Annotated in this window: 20 protein-coding genes; 2 read left to right on the top strand and 18 right to left on the bottom strand. The window is 45.6% G+C overall.

Annotated elements, in window-relative coordinates; translation table 11 throughout:
* Positions 1–140: 140 nt before the first annotated feature.
* The 17 genes from QUE41_RS07970 to QUE41_RS07895 form a co-directional block, all read right to left on the bottom strand.
* Positions 141–593, bottom strand: coding sequence for an energy transducer TonB (locus tag QUE41_RS07970; RefSeq protein ID WP_286342344.1), 453 nt, complete (start codon positions 591–593; stop codon positions 141–143).
* Positions 594–674: 81 nt separating this feature from the next.
* Complete coding sequence (locus tag QUE41_RS07965; protein ID WP_286342343.1) at positions 675–977, bottom strand: hypothetical protein; 303 nt, start codon at positions 975–977, stop codon at positions 675–677.
* Positions 978–1,095: 118 nt separating this feature from the next.
* On the bottom strand, positions 1,096–1,464 hold the full coding sequence (locus QUE41_RS07960; protein WP_286342342.1) for a hypothetical protein: 369 nt from the start codon (positions 1,462–1,464) through the stop codon (positions 1,096–1,098).
* 77 nt (positions 1,465–1,541) lie between these two features.
* Positions 1,542–1,778, bottom strand: a complete 237-nt coding sequence (locus QUE41_RS07955) for a hypothetical protein (RefSeq protein ID WP_286342341.1) — start codon at positions 1,776–1,778, stop codon at positions 1,542–1,544.
* A gap of 34 nt (positions 1,779–1,812) precedes the next feature.
* Positions 1,813–2,139, bottom strand: a complete 327-nt coding sequence (locus QUE41_RS07950) for a low molecular weight protein tyrosine phosphatase family protein (RefSeq protein WP_286342340.1) — start codon at positions 2,137–2,139, stop codon at positions 1,813–1,815.
* A 6-nt stretch (positions 2,140–2,145) separates the two neighbouring features.
* Complete coding sequence (locus tag QUE41_RS07945) at positions 2,146–2,778, bottom strand: hypothetical protein (RefSeq protein WP_286342339.1); 633 nt, start codon at positions 2,776–2,778, stop codon at positions 2,146–2,148.
* Positions 2,779–2,881: 103 nt separating this feature from the next.
* Positions 2,882–3,322: a hypothetical protein gene (locus QUE41_RS07940; protein WP_286342338.1), complete on the bottom strand. Its 441-nt coding sequence runs from the start codon at positions 3,320–3,322 to the stop codon at positions 2,882–2,884.
* Positions 3,323–3,402: 80 nt separating this feature from the next.
* Positions 3,403–3,738, bottom strand: coding sequence for a DUF2314 domain-containing protein (locus QUE41_RS21565; protein ID WP_353506873.1), 336 nt, complete (start codon positions 3,736–3,738; stop codon positions 3,403–3,405).
* A 112-nt stretch (positions 3,739–3,850) separates the two neighbouring features.
* The gene (locus QUE41_RS07935) at positions 3,851–4,228 is read right to left on the bottom strand and encodes a hypothetical protein (protein WP_286342337.1); all 378 of its coding nucleotides are present in this window, start codon (positions 4,226–4,228) and stop codon (positions 3,851–3,853) included.
* A 1,272-nt stretch (positions 4,229–5,500) separates the two neighbouring features.
* Positions 5,501–5,929: a hypothetical protein gene (locus QUE41_RS07930; RefSeq protein WP_286342336.1), complete on the bottom strand. Its 429-nt coding sequence runs from the start codon at positions 5,927–5,929 to the stop codon at positions 5,501–5,503.
* A 103-nt stretch (positions 5,930–6,032) separates the two neighbouring features.
* Entirely contained in the window at positions 6,033–6,323 is a 291-nt protein-coding gene (locus QUE41_RS07925) for a hypothetical protein (RefSeq protein WP_286342335.1), read from the bottom strand.
* 506 nt (positions 6,324–6,829) lie between these two features.
* Positions 6,830–7,195, bottom strand: a complete 366-nt coding sequence (locus QUE41_RS07920; protein WP_286342334.1) for a VOC family protein — start codon at positions 7,193–7,195, stop codon at positions 6,830–6,832.
* A gap of 92 nt (positions 7,196–7,287) precedes the next feature.
* Positions 7,288–7,776 carry a DUF4265 domain-containing protein gene (locus QUE41_RS07915; protein ID WP_286342333.1) on the bottom strand — a complete coding sequence of 163 codons (489 nt, stop codon included), beginning with the start codon at positions 7,774–7,776 and terminating at the stop codon, positions 7,288–7,290.
* 92 nt (positions 7,777–7,868) lie between these two features.
* Positions 7,869–8,207, bottom strand: coding sequence for a DUF6694 family lipoprotein (locus tag QUE41_RS07910; RefSeq protein WP_286342332.1), 339 nt, complete (start codon positions 8,205–8,207; stop codon positions 7,869–7,871).
* 533 nt (positions 8,208–8,740) lie between these two features.
* Positions 8,741–9,514, bottom strand: coding sequence for a hypothetical protein (locus tag QUE41_RS07905; protein WP_286342331.1), 774 nt, complete (start codon positions 9,512–9,514; stop codon positions 8,741–8,743).
* 1,497 nt (positions 9,515–11,011) lie between these two features.
* Positions 11,012–11,389, bottom strand: a complete 378-nt coding sequence (locus QUE41_RS07900; protein ID WP_286342330.1) for a hypothetical protein — start codon at positions 11,387–11,389, stop codon at positions 11,012–11,014.
* Positions 11,390–11,525: 136 nt separating this feature from the next.
* Positions 11,526–11,795, bottom strand: a complete 270-nt coding sequence (locus QUE41_RS07895; protein WP_286342329.1) for a hypothetical protein — start codon at positions 11,793–11,795, stop codon at positions 11,526–11,528.
* A gap of 883 nt (positions 11,796–12,678) precedes the next feature.
* On the opposite strand from QUE41_RS07895, the gene QUE41_RS07890 reads away from it, so the two are divergent.
* Positions 12,679–13,713 (top strand): IS630 family transposase, encoded by a 1,035-nt coding sequence (locus tag QUE41_RS07890; RefSeq protein WP_286339588.1) that lies wholly within the window; start codon positions 12,679–12,681, stop codon positions 13,711–13,713.
* A 6-nt stretch (positions 13,714–13,719) separates the two neighbouring features.
* Here the strand turns inward: QUE41_RS07890 and QUE41_RS07885 are convergent, their stop codons facing one another.
* Entirely contained in the window at positions 13,720–14,295 is a 576-nt protein-coding gene (locus tag QUE41_RS07885) for a TetR/AcrR family transcriptional regulator (RefSeq protein WP_286342328.1), read from the bottom strand.
* Between the two features lie 423 nt (positions 14,296–14,718).
* Here QUE41_RS07885 and QUE41_RS07880 point away from each other — a divergent pair, with 423 nt between their 5' ends.
* Positions 14,719–15,243 (top strand): oxidoreductase, encoded by a 525-nt coding sequence (locus tag QUE41_RS07880; protein ID WP_286342327.1) that lies wholly within the window; start codon positions 14,719–14,721, stop codon positions 15,241–15,243.
* Positions 15,244–15,877 lie beyond the last annotated feature (634 nt).

Genomic DNA, 15,877 nt, shown 5'->3' with positions numbered 1-15,877 from the left:
GAACCAATGTAAACCACAGACTGACTACCAGCCCTATTGCAGCGGCTGAGACAAAGGCGCCAAACAGTATTGGACAATGACGCCGCGTGATCCGCTCACGAGCCGCTTACAAGCGGCTCGTAAGCGGTCTTTGCTGTGACTTACAGGCTGCAGCCAAGCTTAGCTTGCTGCTTGCAGTACTGCTCAATCTGCTCCGCTGACTCATCGCCCATACAGAAATCCAGCCTGACCAGCCGCTTGGTTTCCGCGGTTTGTTCGGTTGCGGAAACAGGAAGCCAATCCCACTTGCGCACCATCTTCTTGCCATAAACGCCCAGTTCCCGCTGTGGAATCGACTCGACAACCTCAACGTTTTTCGCCTTACCCTCTTTGGAAATATCAAAGGAGAGCACTGTACAGCCCCGCCCTTTCAGGCGGGCCAACTCAATGGGAAACAACACTTCTTCATCTGGGTTCCGCACCCACTTGGCACCCTGCTCTGGGGCCAGATCAGACACCTGCACCTCTAAAAACAGCTTGTTCTTTGCCGCACTCACGCCGAAGCTCATCACTGCCGCCAAGGCAACCGCTAATAGTTTCATCAACATCTCCATGTTAAAAACTCCCAGCCAACGGCCAAACAGCCACTGGCGTATTTCAGGATCAAACTGCTTTTCAATTATTCGTTTAACTGGCTATTGGGCCAGCCGCTTTTCGGTCAGGCTAAGGCGCTCATGGGAACTGTACACCTGTTGCCTGGCCTCATGCTTCACCAGGTAGGCGTCCAATTCCACGGAGAACATTCCAGAAAGTGGAAAGATCTCCAGAACTCCTTCCTCCCCCAGGTCGGCGGACATCAGGGCTGACTTGCCGGTTGCAATTAAGCTCTTGTCAAAGTCACGAAGGTCTCCATCCACGTAGAGTTTGGCCCCCCGAAACCAGGCGTTGGTCACCCGGATATCGTGGCCCTTCACCTTGAAGTTAAACTCTTTTCTCATTCAATACTCCTTAAAAGAATGACTGTAATTCACAGATAAACGGGCGTCCTGAATGAACCATAAACACCCCAAAAAACATAAACCGACTTCGCTAGTGCAGTTATCAATCTCCCAGAAACTATTCGCCGGGCTGAGTCAGATAACGTTTGAACAGGTAGCGCTCTCTTGACGAGTCCGCCACGCGGTTGCGATAAACCTCCACCTTGGCGCCAGCCAGGAATGGCGAGCGCTGCGGCAGAACCACCCGAATCAATCTCTCTCTGTCCGGCACCCTGACCAGCAGAAAGCGTGTGTGGCCTTCGTCGTGCAACAGCACATGATGGCCTTCGACCACCCCAATCAGAGGCTCTGCGTCTTGAGGCTGTGTACCAAGTACCGACCATCCCCCCATACAGAGCACCAAAGCCACCACCAGCACCGCGCCATACTTTTGCCATCGGATGATGGCCATCTCCCTATCAAGGGTCTGCTTAGCTTCCCTACGCATAGCTTTAAATGCTGCTCCAGCAGTGACTTTTTGCCGGTTTTCAAAAACCGCGTTGTTATCATTTCACCTGGTACCAATCAGCTTAGATAGACACCAGTTCCAATAACCAAACCCATGGCAACAACTAGACCAAAGACCACGATAAACGTTTGGTGATCTTCAATATTTTTCCCCTTAGGATAAGTGCCCAAGGTAATTAAGCGCAGTGACCCGAGGCCAACCCAGAAACACAAGCGCTCACAAACACCTTCAAGGATGACCGCGCGAACAAAGCGTAAAAGCCCTTTTACTGCGCCTTCTGACAGCTCTTCCATAAACTCCCTTGATTCATAGTCGCCGACCAGGCTTTTAATCCAACTGCACGTGTTGAGACACCTTGACCTTCAACAACCGGATCAATTCAGGGTCCATTCGTTGGTAGTTATCGGGTATTTCCAGACACACAAGCTTTTTCCCTTTGAGCAGCGCCTTGAACTTCTTGGCGACCTTGCTCTTATGAGCCCGCTCCATTACGAAGACGATGTCGGCCCACTCAATCAAATCGCCGCTGACGACCGTATCAGCATCAGAGTTGGTTCCAGCGCCAATGGCATCTACACCGTCGTAGGCACAGAACACCTCCTCACCGGTTGGGCTTCTCAAGCGATTCTCACTGCAAACGAACAGTAAATTCATTCCACCTCACGAATTGAGCATGTGGCTCTTAATGGGCTTGCGACAACGCCGCCTTTCCAGGTTAAAGGCCCAAAAAAACACCACAAAAAAGGAAGCACAGGCAAAGCCCAAAGCAAAAACCGATTGCCGACCTCTGCTATCGACGCCTCCAATGACCTCGGCTGCCTGCGCCCTAACAACTCTCTTTTCCTGAAAGCGCTCCTTGTCATCTTCACTAGGAACGTACAACGTCAGAGTGTTGTCTCCATCCAGGTAGGTGATTGGCTGACCGTACTCAACATACACAGACTGGGCGACCATACGACGAACCTTGGCGCTGTCGTTGCGCACCGCCTCGACAGAAAGTTCCTCAGGCAGCCCTTGAGTGGGCGTGGACACGAATCGCCCTACCCCGCTGGCACCCACAACCACCATGGCATTGGCGAAAACCACCGTCAGGAAAACCGCCAAAAACAGGCAGGAATATACCCTGTTCGCTTGAGGACTCAGGCTTTTGGCAAATCCATAGGGCAGCAGAATACAAAGGGCGCAGAACAGCGGCCAAAACACATACCAGGCACAGAACACCTGAGGCATCATTTGCCTGCCAACAAAAGGCACAAGCCAAAGCGCCAGACAAACAGCGGCTAACATCTTCATAGAACAACTAATGACTACTACGGTCGCACCAGTTCAGAGTCCATTCTCTGACTAACGACACAGACAAAATTAAGATTGGTGCAGGGAGACGGCCAATGGCTCGTCAAACCTTAATCCCCTCGAGCTCTGCTTGTTGCTCGCTCTTGGATGCCGGCTCATCAAACTGCTCCAACCCCTGACCAACGATGGGCTCAGCCGCCACCAGGTCGACCTTTACCGTATTCTCAATGCGAAAGATGATCTCACCGGAATTCTGGCTGTCTCGGTACTCATGAACAATGTCATCCTCGCCCCAGTAACGGACATTCTCGAGATAGATAAACCCGCTGTTTATCTCATTGTTGGCCATCGCTTCATACAGGGATTTAGAGATCTGCGCATAGTAGTAGTACGACTCCAGATCGTCGGTCTCCTCACGCACATTAAACTGAGCAAACACCCAGACCTTTTCACCGTCTGCAAAGGATTTTATGGTCTGAGCTTCGTCGCCCAGGTTACAGCCAGCCAACAACAGAGCGACCAGGCCGGTTAGCAGATATCTCATGGGAACTCCATTTTCCAAACAACAAACAGCAGATGATGGTCAATCACCACCTGAGCGACTTCTTTATGACGATGAACTGTCTAAACCTCTTCCTCGTAAACATCGATGACATGACAAGCCATGAAGTTAACAGTCTGGTCGCACTGAACACAGCTTGATCCATAGGGGTCGTTTTCCAACCGACCTACATAGTGACCACTGCCGGTCTGGGTAACTTCGACCCACATTCTCTCTACCGAGACTTCGTCCGAGCCAACCTCCACTTCCATGCTGAAAATCAGCTTAACCAGAGTCCCGGGCACCAATGACTCTCTGATCTCTCTGCTGGGAATCCAAAACGACTCCGGAGACTCCTCATGCCGCTCTTCAGCATTATTCAGGATATAGTGATCGTTTTCGTACGTAGGAAGATTCATCATTTCGACGTCAACCAGTTACCTTTGTTTTTTAAGAGGTGAACGACATAACCAAGGCTGTGCCAACTTGCCGTAGAATTGCTAAAGGCCTAGGGCGCTGTCCAATCTTTTACTACGCAGGCTTAGCAAAGCACTCTTTGTTCTTGAAGAAATATATAGTGTTGAAGACCCAGTACAAGGGGTTAAAAGTAATGGCCGTCGCCACAAACCAGCCAACCTTACTCTTGTTTAATACAGGAACCGATAGGATGACCAGCCCGAGACCAATCACCAAGGTAACAGCTTGCTCTAAATCGTAACCCAACACAAAGAGTTCATATGCAGCAAACGCGACCGTCAGTGCACCCTGAATTCGTACTATATAACCAAACCAAGGACACCATAGATAAGTATTTTCAGTGGATGCCGGGTCTGCCTCAACCTTTTCCAACCTGTTGCAAGCAACAAAATAGGCCAAAATTATTGCCAGAATACTGAGAATCACCAACATAAAAGATACTCCTTGAACACCATAAATCTTTGCTCCATTTACAAACCACCTTGCTACAGGCTATATAACCTTGAGTTGGCGCCTTGCTATTGTTCACTAACCGTCCGTTTGTGTGTCCTTTGCAAACAGTGCAATTGTCAGGTTTATGCATAGGACAGTAGGGAATAACAATCCTCCAACAAAAAAAGCACCAACAAACGCAAGACCCAAGTTGTCTATATAGTGAAATGCATATACCTCACCAGAGACAACGATAACCGGAGCCAGGTAGTTAATGATATTTAAGTATGACCCCTGGATATCATTCGACATTTTCCTAGAAAATTTAAATGAGTACCAAGCCGGTACCATTGGGAATGTTAGAGCCAAAAACACCCCTCCGAGGTTAAGATCGTACTCCGGAGAGTGATATACCTGCACCAATTGATACACCAAGTACATCAGGAAAATATACCTTGGGTAGTAAAAGTAATATTTCTTGAATTTTTCCACTGAATGTCCACAGAAACTAAGCATCGAGACAATTTGTACTCAACAAACTACTCTATTTTTGAGCCGCACTTATGACAATTGTCTTCAGGCCAGCGCCAAGAAGTAAACAAGAAGCCACGCATCACCTGATTCGCTCCACAATTGGGGCAACCCAGACTAAACACATACAAAATAAGGAAAATGCTCCCTGTCATTCCAAGCCAATACGACCAATTTGATGGGTAGTAAAAGTTTGACTCATTAAAAGCACCAGCAATATTATTGTTGATTATAGTAATTGCCACTTGAACGAGTAATATAACAATCAACCTAAACTTATACTTGTTCATATTCTTAACCAAAAGCAAACTAAAGCGAAGACCCATCTCATCAGACATGTTTCACAGCCACTTGTAAATAACCAGTTGGCTGATTTTCCACTATGCAATTTATCTATATCAATGACTTCTACGGGATCGAAGATCTCAAAACCTTCAAAGAGATGGGTAACAATGCCGAGAGTAAAGCCAATCCTAAGAATGTCGCAACATAATCAAAGTTAATTGCACCAAACTGAACAAACAAGATATACATCGTTTTAAAAGTAAAGTAGCCAGAGATGAATATAGGCAATATCCAACAAAGCATCTCGGCCTTTAACAAGAAAAGTCTAAAGTTATCCATACAATATAGTCCTTTGTTCTTTCATAACCAATGCACCGTTAAACACCTCAGGGCAACCAACCGTACTTAGCCACCATCTACGACCGAGCACGAACTGCGTCCCGTTGAAGTGGATTGTTATGACGTGGCTTTATAGCCTCTTAACTTGCTTAGTATTGTGTTCAACTCGCTTACAGAAATGTAGGAACTGCCTAATCCCATGCTGAAGAAAAGCCATCCGGACAGATAGGTTTTAACCTTGACTCCTCGCTTTTCATCAAGGCCGCCGAACTTAAAAACCGCATTAACCCATCCACACTTGATCTTGATTTTCCCTTTGAACTCCTTAGATTCAAGTTGTCCAAGACTCAGCATCAGATGATGTGTGGCTTCACTATTAAAAGGCATGACTTTCGCTACATGGTGCGCTCCGGAACCAGCACAATAGAGCTCATAGCCTTTCACGGCTTGTCCTTCAAGTTCATAAGATCCGAATGACAACATCGCGGTGTCTATTTTGTGTGTGGATTCAACATGTTTGAATTTCGTGGTCATAAAAGCTGCCATATTCCTGCAACCTAAGTAGAACACCACCCAAGATGAGTCTCTTAGATTCTAAACAAACAATAGCGTCATTAGACGTATGCTCCAAGTTGCCGACAATGTCTCTCTAAATATTGTCTGTCTCACAAACCAGCACCTCTTCTCCGTAATGGTAGGTATTGTTTACCACCACATAGGATCCTGAGAGCAAAGCACTAACTGATACAGTTAATGGAGACAACAAGAAACCACTGACACTAAAATACGAATTAGTTCCTTCCACCACATCTACAACCGCCAGCTCTTTTCTCTTCGAGGAAGTCTCACACTTGTCTAGGTAGCCATAGTCTTCAATGGGAACGGCCACACACCCAGACAGGAAGATGGAGGACATCAATGTGGTTAAGACTTTGCTCATAACAACTCCTTTGCTCTGAGTCTGTATAAGTGATTGAACGCTGCGCTCAGCAGCGCCAACAGCGGATAATTCTTTCCGGTTGGTGAAAGAAACCAGCCAGGCACTGCACCTCGCCAGAACAGCTTGTTATAGGCATCGATGCTTCGAAAGAACTGCCAGACAAGCTTCCCTCACCTTCTCTGCATAGTAGGCCCTGACTTGCTCAATCTCGAGATCAGCCTTGGCAAGGAACTCTGCACTACAGCGCGGCCGTACATGCTCCAGAGGCAGATGATCCGTATCGGAGGCTATCAGTGCGAACACATGAAACTCAGTGTCCCAGCATTGGCCGTACATGATTACTCCCACTCGAGACAACTCCAGGACTTCGTCCAGATAACTACCTTGCCCTTCAAGTAACCTTCGTGCAGATTCACAGGCTCTACGTTCATCGTTTGAGTGCTCATAACCAATAGACGTGTAACCTCCAGTTAAGTCGCGGAATGAAATCACATATAGATGCTTTCTTAACACTGATGGTAAACCATCTCTATGTTGTGACCATCCGGATCGAGCACGTACGCCGCGTAATATTGATCGCTATAGTTTGGGCGCAAACCAGGGCCACCGTTGTCCTGAGCACCGATTTCCAGTGCAATTCGATGAAAATCTTGAACCTGTTCTCGGTTTTGAGCCACAAAAGCTAGATGAAGATGGGCTGGATTCGCTTCGGGATTACGGCGAATACACAGAGATGATTTACCATCTGAGCTAAGCTCAATACCAAGTTCATTCTCCGAAATGACAACTACACCAATTGGCTCCAAAACCTTTAGGTAGAACTCTTTGGCCTTCTCGTAATCACGAACCCCAAAGACAACGTGATCAAACATACTTTCTCCTTAAGCTGAACTGTTCAAGTAGGAGCAAGCTGTCTAGCTATGCTCCATAAGAAACAAACGCATCCAGTATGGTCGCAATCCACCTACGAAGGCTCACTAGCATCTTCGGGTAAGTCATCAAAACTGCCTTCAGCTCGTGCTTCACATGTTTCAAACGACAGAATTCCACTTTTCTCATAGACCTCTAGCTGATCATAAACAGCTAAGTGATCTCCCGTCGGCTCGATATCGATTGCTACATTGATACCGTCTGCGCGCTCATAAGAAGCTTTGTATTTCTCAAGGGCTTTCAAAAGTTCAACTTGCTTTTCTCGCGAAAGACCATTCGTGAAAATCACTCTGTAAGTCTTATTCCCGCTGGGATTTAAAACCTTTCTGACCTCAGGCTTTAGTTCGTCCGTATCAGCGGTAGCAAGCACAACGTCACGAAAGTTGAGACCATACGCATAAAATGGAATGTTCTCGATCCGATATAAGTCATTTCCTAACGGCGTGGCCCAAAGAGACTCACCGCCAGTTGCCCAGTGATTCGGAAGATCTATATGTACTTTCTTAAGTTGTTTGGTATTCATTGGTAATGATGCTTCACACTTTACTTCGCAGGAGCAGGCATCCCGCCTAGACTCTCCGAGGCACGAGCAGACACCTACTGCGCCTTTATTATTTACTTGATTACCTCTACCTTTGTGGGTGATGTCTTAGCCAGTTCAATCACCTGTTGATAATTCAAGCCATCGATTTTTTTGCCAATTATAAAATAATTCATTTCATTAACCATCGTTGGATCGTCAACAACCTCACTGGCACTCTTAACATCATAGAACTGAATGGCCATAAGCGCTGTCATAAACTCTAATCGATCCTTGGGCCTCAATCTTTTCATAACTTTGACTATACCAGCCTGAGTTGATGCTTCGGTACTCCCGTCAAAAACAAAATCATCTTTGATACTTGAGCATCCAACACATAATGTTATTAAAGTTACTACAATCAAATTTTTCATCAATATTCCCATAAAATACAACACCACCTTAAGGAATGAATAACAGTTGAGACAAATATTTAATGAAGCGTAATTTAGCCAACTGATACCAATCAAACTTTAAAGCTTGCTATAAGGCGATTTCACTGCATATCGTTGATACTTCAATACAAACCCTTTTGCTTGAGATAGAGTTTCAGGATAAGGGACGCTTTCACAGCTATTTTTATTCGTTCTAATCTTTTGAAATACGAAGCCATGCTCAATTAAATATATAATTTTTTCCATTGAGCCACATCCAACTTTTTAGGTGGCTTAAAGTGGCGACCCAAGTTCACTGCTACACCCTTACAGATTGGACACTCAATCACTTTTGGCTAATCACATGGAGCAAGATTGAATTGGCGCATATTTGACGTTCTACACTCACAACAAGCAAAAGACATTGAATACTCTGGTCCTTGATACTTCACTTGAGGTTTCGGCAGTTCTCTATACCCAGCCTTTCTTCGTTACTCCATTCTCGACTGTTTGTCCATGCTTAACCTCAATTTCTAACACTTACCTTGCTCGATTAACGACTTTCGCTTAATCCAAAAGATAACTGCCCCTAGGGGGAAGCCTACTGTAACTACCCATGGAGCATATTCGCTAGCAGCAATTGCCCCTGCGCCAAACAATTGATACTCAAGTACCTTCAACGTATATGCACCAGTGCTCCAATTAATGCTTATAGTTCCTATACCACCTAAAATAAACAACGCCCATAACCACTTCCTTTTTGGGATTGACGTTTTAATGCAGTAAAAAAGAGAAACGAGAATGAATATTGGAACAATACATGCCAATACCAGAACAAGATAGTGAAGCGCTGATTTACCTGATAACTCGAACTTGTTTAGTTCTTTCTGTGAAGCTTCCGTTCTATACACATTAAAACCAATTACAGAGATTTTATTGTCTGTACGCTTCATAACAACGCTAGCTACCGCCCAGCCTGACTCAAATTCGTATTCGAAAGAAAATTTTCCCTGCCATGTTTCATTAATAGTTTTCACTTGTGAACCAATTAGTGCAGTTGATAGCAATTGGCCAGATGGAAAATACGCAGCAAATTCTTCGAGCTTTTCTTCAGACAGTTGATTCAATAACTCTGGACCAATATAGCTTAAGACATATTCAAAGTTTCTCTCTCTAATTTCACCAAGATAGTTTTTAGCAAAATTCATTTCTTCCTTTGGTACAAGCACATTATCAGATAAGTCCGCATGAGCAATTGAAGCGACTAAAGTTATCAGCAAACAAAAAGTGACTTTTAGATTGTTCATATTCTTCCTTTAAGACTATCAATTACCGGAGGCTACTGGCACTTTTTGGGCGTGGTTTTTCACAAAAAGTAACAGTGACTAGAGGTCAGATTGCAGACGCTTATTACGCCTATCTTTCTACCGGAACGATCTCGTAGCTACCTTGCCCAGGCCCACCAATAAAGCTACCGTGATTTAGCATATATATAACTGTGAGAAAACACAGAAACAAAGTTACAGCATTTACAAATATCACAGACTGACAATAGTACTCGAAATGGCTGAAACTACTATTTTCTGATATTGATCGCAATTTATACATCACTATGACTACAGGCATGAACAATAACAGAATTACACCAGCTACAAAGAAGTATGAAATGTAGTCTTCATAATAATATGGAAACCAAGAATCGTAGAAAACTGTAAACATCACTGTGTATGCAGCCAGTCCTAAGAACATTGTGAACACTGTGATTACCATCTTCTTCATTAGCACATACCTAATTTAAAAGCCTCCGCATAACACCCCGCCTAAGCAAGCTAAAATAAAGCTTTGCAAACATCTGCGAGGCACGAGCGCAAGCCAAAAGATTTGCGTGCGTTCACTCAGGAACTCATTATGCTCTTTTTGACTTAAGTATATAGATATTTGAAGCGTACACGACCATTATTAAGCAACTAACAGGAATGATTGCATAATGCTTTGAGCCTTCTAAATACTCTAATAACCCAGACAACATTAGCCAACCACATCGGGCTAACCCCACCCACAATGTCAAAGATAAAAAATAAAATATGCTCTTATACTTTATCAACCTCATCGGCACTAAAAGAGCAATTGAAACAATAATCGGAACTAACGCAGATGCTAGCCTTGCTCCTAAAGAAGGAACCTCATAGGAATGAGGTACAAGTCCAAATATTTCCGCTATCGAGGAACCTATAAAGAAAGTTCCGATAAGAAACCCAAAGCACCTGATTGTTATTGCTAACTTAACGATAGCTCACTCTCCTATAAAAGCACAAGGATCCACTTCGCAGTGTCAACTTCATTCCTTTTTTTAATGCGCTTGCTAGATACCAATCTTAATCAATAATATACAGCAAAGAAAATGGCAAAAGGAATCATCATAAGATAAGGAAATAGGCAATATAAATATAGCTTTCTATTGATCCTCGGCTTTGGCCACACAAAGTAATAAACGGCTATAGGCAAGAGAAACACATACACATAAACACCTAAAGCCAGAAAGTAACCTCCCTCATACGCAAAAAATCCCTCCCCAAAAAGCCAAAGTGTTCCACATGCCGAAACCATGCAGCAGATAAGTGCCACTAGGGAGCAAAAAAGAAGTATGTACTCAGGTGAACCAGCTTTCGTTCGACAACTCACCGCATGACCCTCAGAGGCGACTTGCGCCCCAATAAACCGCCCAGTGAGCGCCGCTACACTGTGGCGGCCTCGTGCCGACCCAGCGGCGCTTACTGGGTCGGATTCATTGGATTGTTATATCTTTAGCTCCTATCGCGCAAAGCCTCTGATGCATAGGTACGTGCATACTCTCTGGGATCTGATTCTACTTTGGATTGAAGGAATTGAGGAATACCTGGATGACTTAGATTGCACAATATGGCGGTTGCGCCATCGATGAAGTCTTCATCGCCAAGATTCCACTTTGTTTTAATCCAGCTGAATATTCTGTGTTCGACGAGATCATCAAAACTTTCGCCTGGCGCGTAGCCTAATGCTGATATCCCATCAAAGAGAGTGTCGGTGATGTCGTTAATTGATACATTCGAGTTTGTTTCGGCTATATCCATAACCTTCCGAAACTGCATGGAAACTTGTTCGTGATCCAATACTGAAGGTAGTTTGTCGAAGTTCTGCAGCATGATTTACGACTTAGATATAACGCCCACATAAGAGGCTGATAATGTTTGGCTATAATGTGAAGCGAAGCGGATCCGAGCCGAGCCGAGCCGAGCCGAGCCGAGCCGAGCGTTAACCGTCCCATATTTAATGTGCTTGTTATATTGAAATTGAATGCTTTTCTTTTATCTCTTGATAGCACTTACCGCAAACGACAGACATGTTATTAAATTCCCTAAACTTTTCGGTTAGCTCTTGTTCGACACTGAATAAATCTTCACAAGCATTACACCAAGCTTGCAAGTCTTGTGGGTTATCTGAATTTTCAATAAAGCCAACGGATTCGCCATTGTTTTTGGCTAAATGACCACAAACTATTGCTGGGACGGATTTACCATGACACTCACAAACTATTAAATTTTCTTCCACTGAATCTTAATCCCATACCCAATTTGATTCAAAATATAACGATCCACTTAGCGGGAGCAGACTTCCGGCTATACTCCGCGAGGCACGAGCGCAGCCGGACTGTCTGAAATCCGCCTACAGTGCCTTGTTATGTTTTAATCACCAAAAACCATGAACTAAGTGAGTAATAAAACAAAAATACGAGTCCGATATAGTAGACATACTTTAAGTCACACTTTAAATCAAAGCGTGACATGAGTGGCCAAATAATTAACATCAGGAAACATAGCCAATCCATCGTATGGTATATATCGAAAGGTTGTTCGACTCTCCTTAATTTAGGAGTTTCTAAACTTAGCCACCGCCCTAGAAACTTTGATTGAGTCAATGAGGCTGGCCCAGGAGTTATAAATTTTCGGCATATGCTTTTCGAAGTCTCACGAGCCTGAAAACGACCTTTAAATCTGAGCGTCAAATGACATGCCTCACCTTTAGAATGCCTAACCATCTTAGCGCTTACAATATCTACTTCATAAGTTTCTTTAAGCAACACAGAATCAACCGCCAACAATAATATCGACGAAAAGAATAACGCCCATATAGGCAGGCATTTGTTAAAACCAAATTTCAACAACATATTTGATTTTTCCTGATTGGCCTAGAGAAAACATAACGCTTTGCTAAGGGACAATTACCTGTTGGCTATACGCCGCGAAGCGGCGAGCCAACAGGTAATTGTCCCAGTGAGTTTACGAACGATTTGAGCAACTTGTTAAATGTCCTCTAAATAACTGTTCCGAAATGTAGATCACTGGGATGTAGAGTAGGAAGGGAACTCGGTTGCGTTTTGGCGATCTGATCAATCGCCAAACCAAACAGCCACCAAAACGAACCGAGTCCCGCAATGCTAACACTTCCAGACCGCGCAGAGCGACGCCGTATCATCCAAAAAATGCATAAAACCAACGACAGAGATCACTGTCGCAGGCTCAATGCCATCCTGCTCCTGGCTAACGGCTACAACGTCACCGAAGTCTCGCGGATGATGGCGGCTGGTCGTTCCTCTATCAACCGTTGGATTCAGTGGTATACCCAGTGTGGTCTTGAGGGCCTTGAGTCGATGAACCGGGGCCGGGTTGCCACACAGCCATACCAGCAAATCAAGGTTGTTTTAGAGGCGTTGATTCAAATCTCTCCCCAAGATATCGGTTACCAGCGGTCACGTTGGAGCACAGAGCTGATGGCTATTGAGATTAACCGGATTATGGGCTTAAACGTGCATGCGTCTACCATTCGTCGTTGGTTGCCCAGGATGGGCATTGTCTGGCGCAGAGTAGCGCCAACACTGCATATCAGAGACCCCGATAGGGACGCCAAGTTGGCCCGTATAAAGCAGGCGCTGGAAAGATGCTGTACAGATCATCCGGTGTTCTACGAGGACGAAGTGGACATCCATTTGAACCCCAAGTTGGGGTCAGACTGGATGCCACGAGGTAAGCAGAAGAAGGTGGCAACGCCAGGGCAAAATGCTAAACACTATCTGGCTGGCGCACTGCATGCGAAAACAGGTCGAGTGTCCTATGTCGCCAGCACCAGCAAAGACTCAAACCTGTTCCTATCGATGCTGCAACGGCTAAAACGCCAATATCGAAGGGCCAAAACCATCACGCTTATCGTGGACAATTACATCATCCACAAGAGCAAGAAAACACTGCGCTGGTTGGCCAGAAACCCGAAGTTCATTTTGCTGTTTCAGCCGGTTTACTCACCATGGGTCAACAAGATCGAAAAGCTCTGGCATGCGCTCCATGAGACAGTCACCCGCAATCATCAGTGCAAAGCCATGTGGCAGTTGCTGAAACGAGTCCGGTACTTCATGGACAATGCATCACCTTATCCCGGTGGAGACCATGGACTGTTGAAAGTGGAGCACAATTAGGATCAGCTATTTAGGGTTAAGCGGCACTGCCTGAAGCCAGTCACACATTTTCTGCACTTCTCGTTTAACGTACTGAAGATCTTTAAACGCATTCCCCATTGAGGCCACACCCTGACTCCAAGACAATACCTGCATTGCCAACACATCCGGATCCTCTACCGAGTTCAGTGCCAAAAACTGATTCTTTAGCCACTGTCTAAACAGAGCGAGAATCTTCACCGAATCCTCTCTCGCGTCATGATCCAGTTTGGCAAGTTCAGTGCACAAAGTCCCTACTGGACAACCATGCTCCTTGATCAAGGGCCAATTACACAGAAGGCTTTTAACATAGAGCTCAATGCGCTCCATGGGTGTTGCCCCATCCGCCTCCCACTGCCCCAATGTGTCCTGGGTTTTGCACAGACGTGCCTCAATCACGGCATCGAGAATATCGTCCTTAACTTTGAAGTGATGATAGAGATTGCCACGGGAGATATTTACTGCCGCGGTGATATCAGCAAAGGAAGTACATTCAAAACCTTGTCGATAAAACAGGTCATCTGCCGCTGCTACGATCTGCTGTCTGGTCACCCCATGTTTCATGTTTCATCTCCATTGGTCTTCGTCGCCCGGCTCTAGGGCGCACGACCTAGTTTTGAACAATGCTAGGGCGCACGACCTAGTTTGTCAAATCGCTTTAATGCTACACAGGGTCAAGGCTCTCCATCCCTAAGCCCAGCGGTCGCCGGCAGAAACGGTCCAACGTCCGAGCCATTCTTCACGGAGCCGCCCAAAGTACTACCCACAGATACCAGTGCCTGTTATGAGTACTCGACAAAACAGGTTGTCCGAACTGCCTGACTGTATTACAGCGAAACATAGGCAGGAGAATACCGAACTTACAATCTCAACCTCGAGCACAACTCAGTCACTAACACAAAGAATCGCTGAGCCCAGTTGCTGAGCCATTAGGGGAAGCTTGGATGCTTCAGAGGAATAAGATGACTGTTACGTTGGCTCCATCAGATGGTTCAGGGTTTCACTCAAGTCGCCGCTAATGGCTACCTGCTGGATCAGTTCCTTCTCTGGGACACCAAAGGTCACAAAGACCAGTGGGGCGGGTCAGAAGAAAACATGGCGCACATTCTCTTGGAGGTGCTGGATGCGGTCACTCAGGTGGGCTTGAGGCTGTCTCCCGTGGGCTACCTTCATCTGGAACACGACGAGCGAGGCAGGGCGGTCTTCGATTATCTGTTACCGAAGCTTAATCATTATCCCTTCGCCTATGTTCACACCGGCATGTTGGAGGACACCCCATACCCTCACCTGGGCGGCACCGTCACCCAGTACATTCGCCGCCTTTATGACGGTACAGTGATCGCCTGTGGTGGCTACGATACCGACAGCGGACGCCAGGTCCTGCAACAAGGAGACGCCGACCTGATTGCCATCGTCCGACCACTTTTCGCCAATCCGGATTGCATTGAGAAGGTGCGCAGCAACCAATCTCTGACCAGTTACAGCGCCGACATGCTGGACACGCTGATCTGAGGCCTTCGGCCAGCAGCCTCTCCCCCGTTTAATCCTCAGCATTCACAGCCCGCCCAGTGCGGGCTGTGTCGTCCTTGCAAAAACCGGTTCTCAATTCAATAAAAAGAAGCAGGTCGTGAATACAGGCCAGGCAAAGACTTTAAAGTTCATGAATTAATCCAAGCATGAATTAATTTGATGCGTTCAAATAAGCCCCCATTTAACATTGCGCCAACTTATTTATCATCACAGCAAAATAAAGCCCTATTCAAGCAAAGTTTGAATGCAATAGAGAAATACTCTTTATGCACCCGACGCAATACAAATCCCTAACAAACCAAAAACAGGTCACTGTTAATAAAAAACTATGGTAATTTCTCGTTTCTTTATTGACTAAGAGTCATGAATGATCAAAAGTATTTCATCAATGACGGATGGCGAACTCTGCCCCAAAGCAATGGTAAGACCAATTGCCCTTCGAGCCGCCAAGCCGCCATGCGAAAGGTTCGACTAGCTACCAACCACCTTTACCCAAGGTGTGAAATTTGAGCTTTCCGATTCCGAAAATCTGAAACCAGCCAAGACTCTGGTTAATAAGCCAATGGATGTCTGTCCTGCGGTGAATTCAGTGTCAATTTTGCAAAACCAGGTACAT

The sequence above is a fragment of the Ferrimonas sp. YFM genome, from assembly GCF_030296015.1.
GTDB lineage: Bacteria > Pseudomonadota > Gammaproteobacteria > Enterobacterales > Shewanellaceae > Ferrimonas.
Note: the sequence above shows the minus strand (reverse complement) of the source record. Positions and strands in the feature narration are given on the sequence as shown.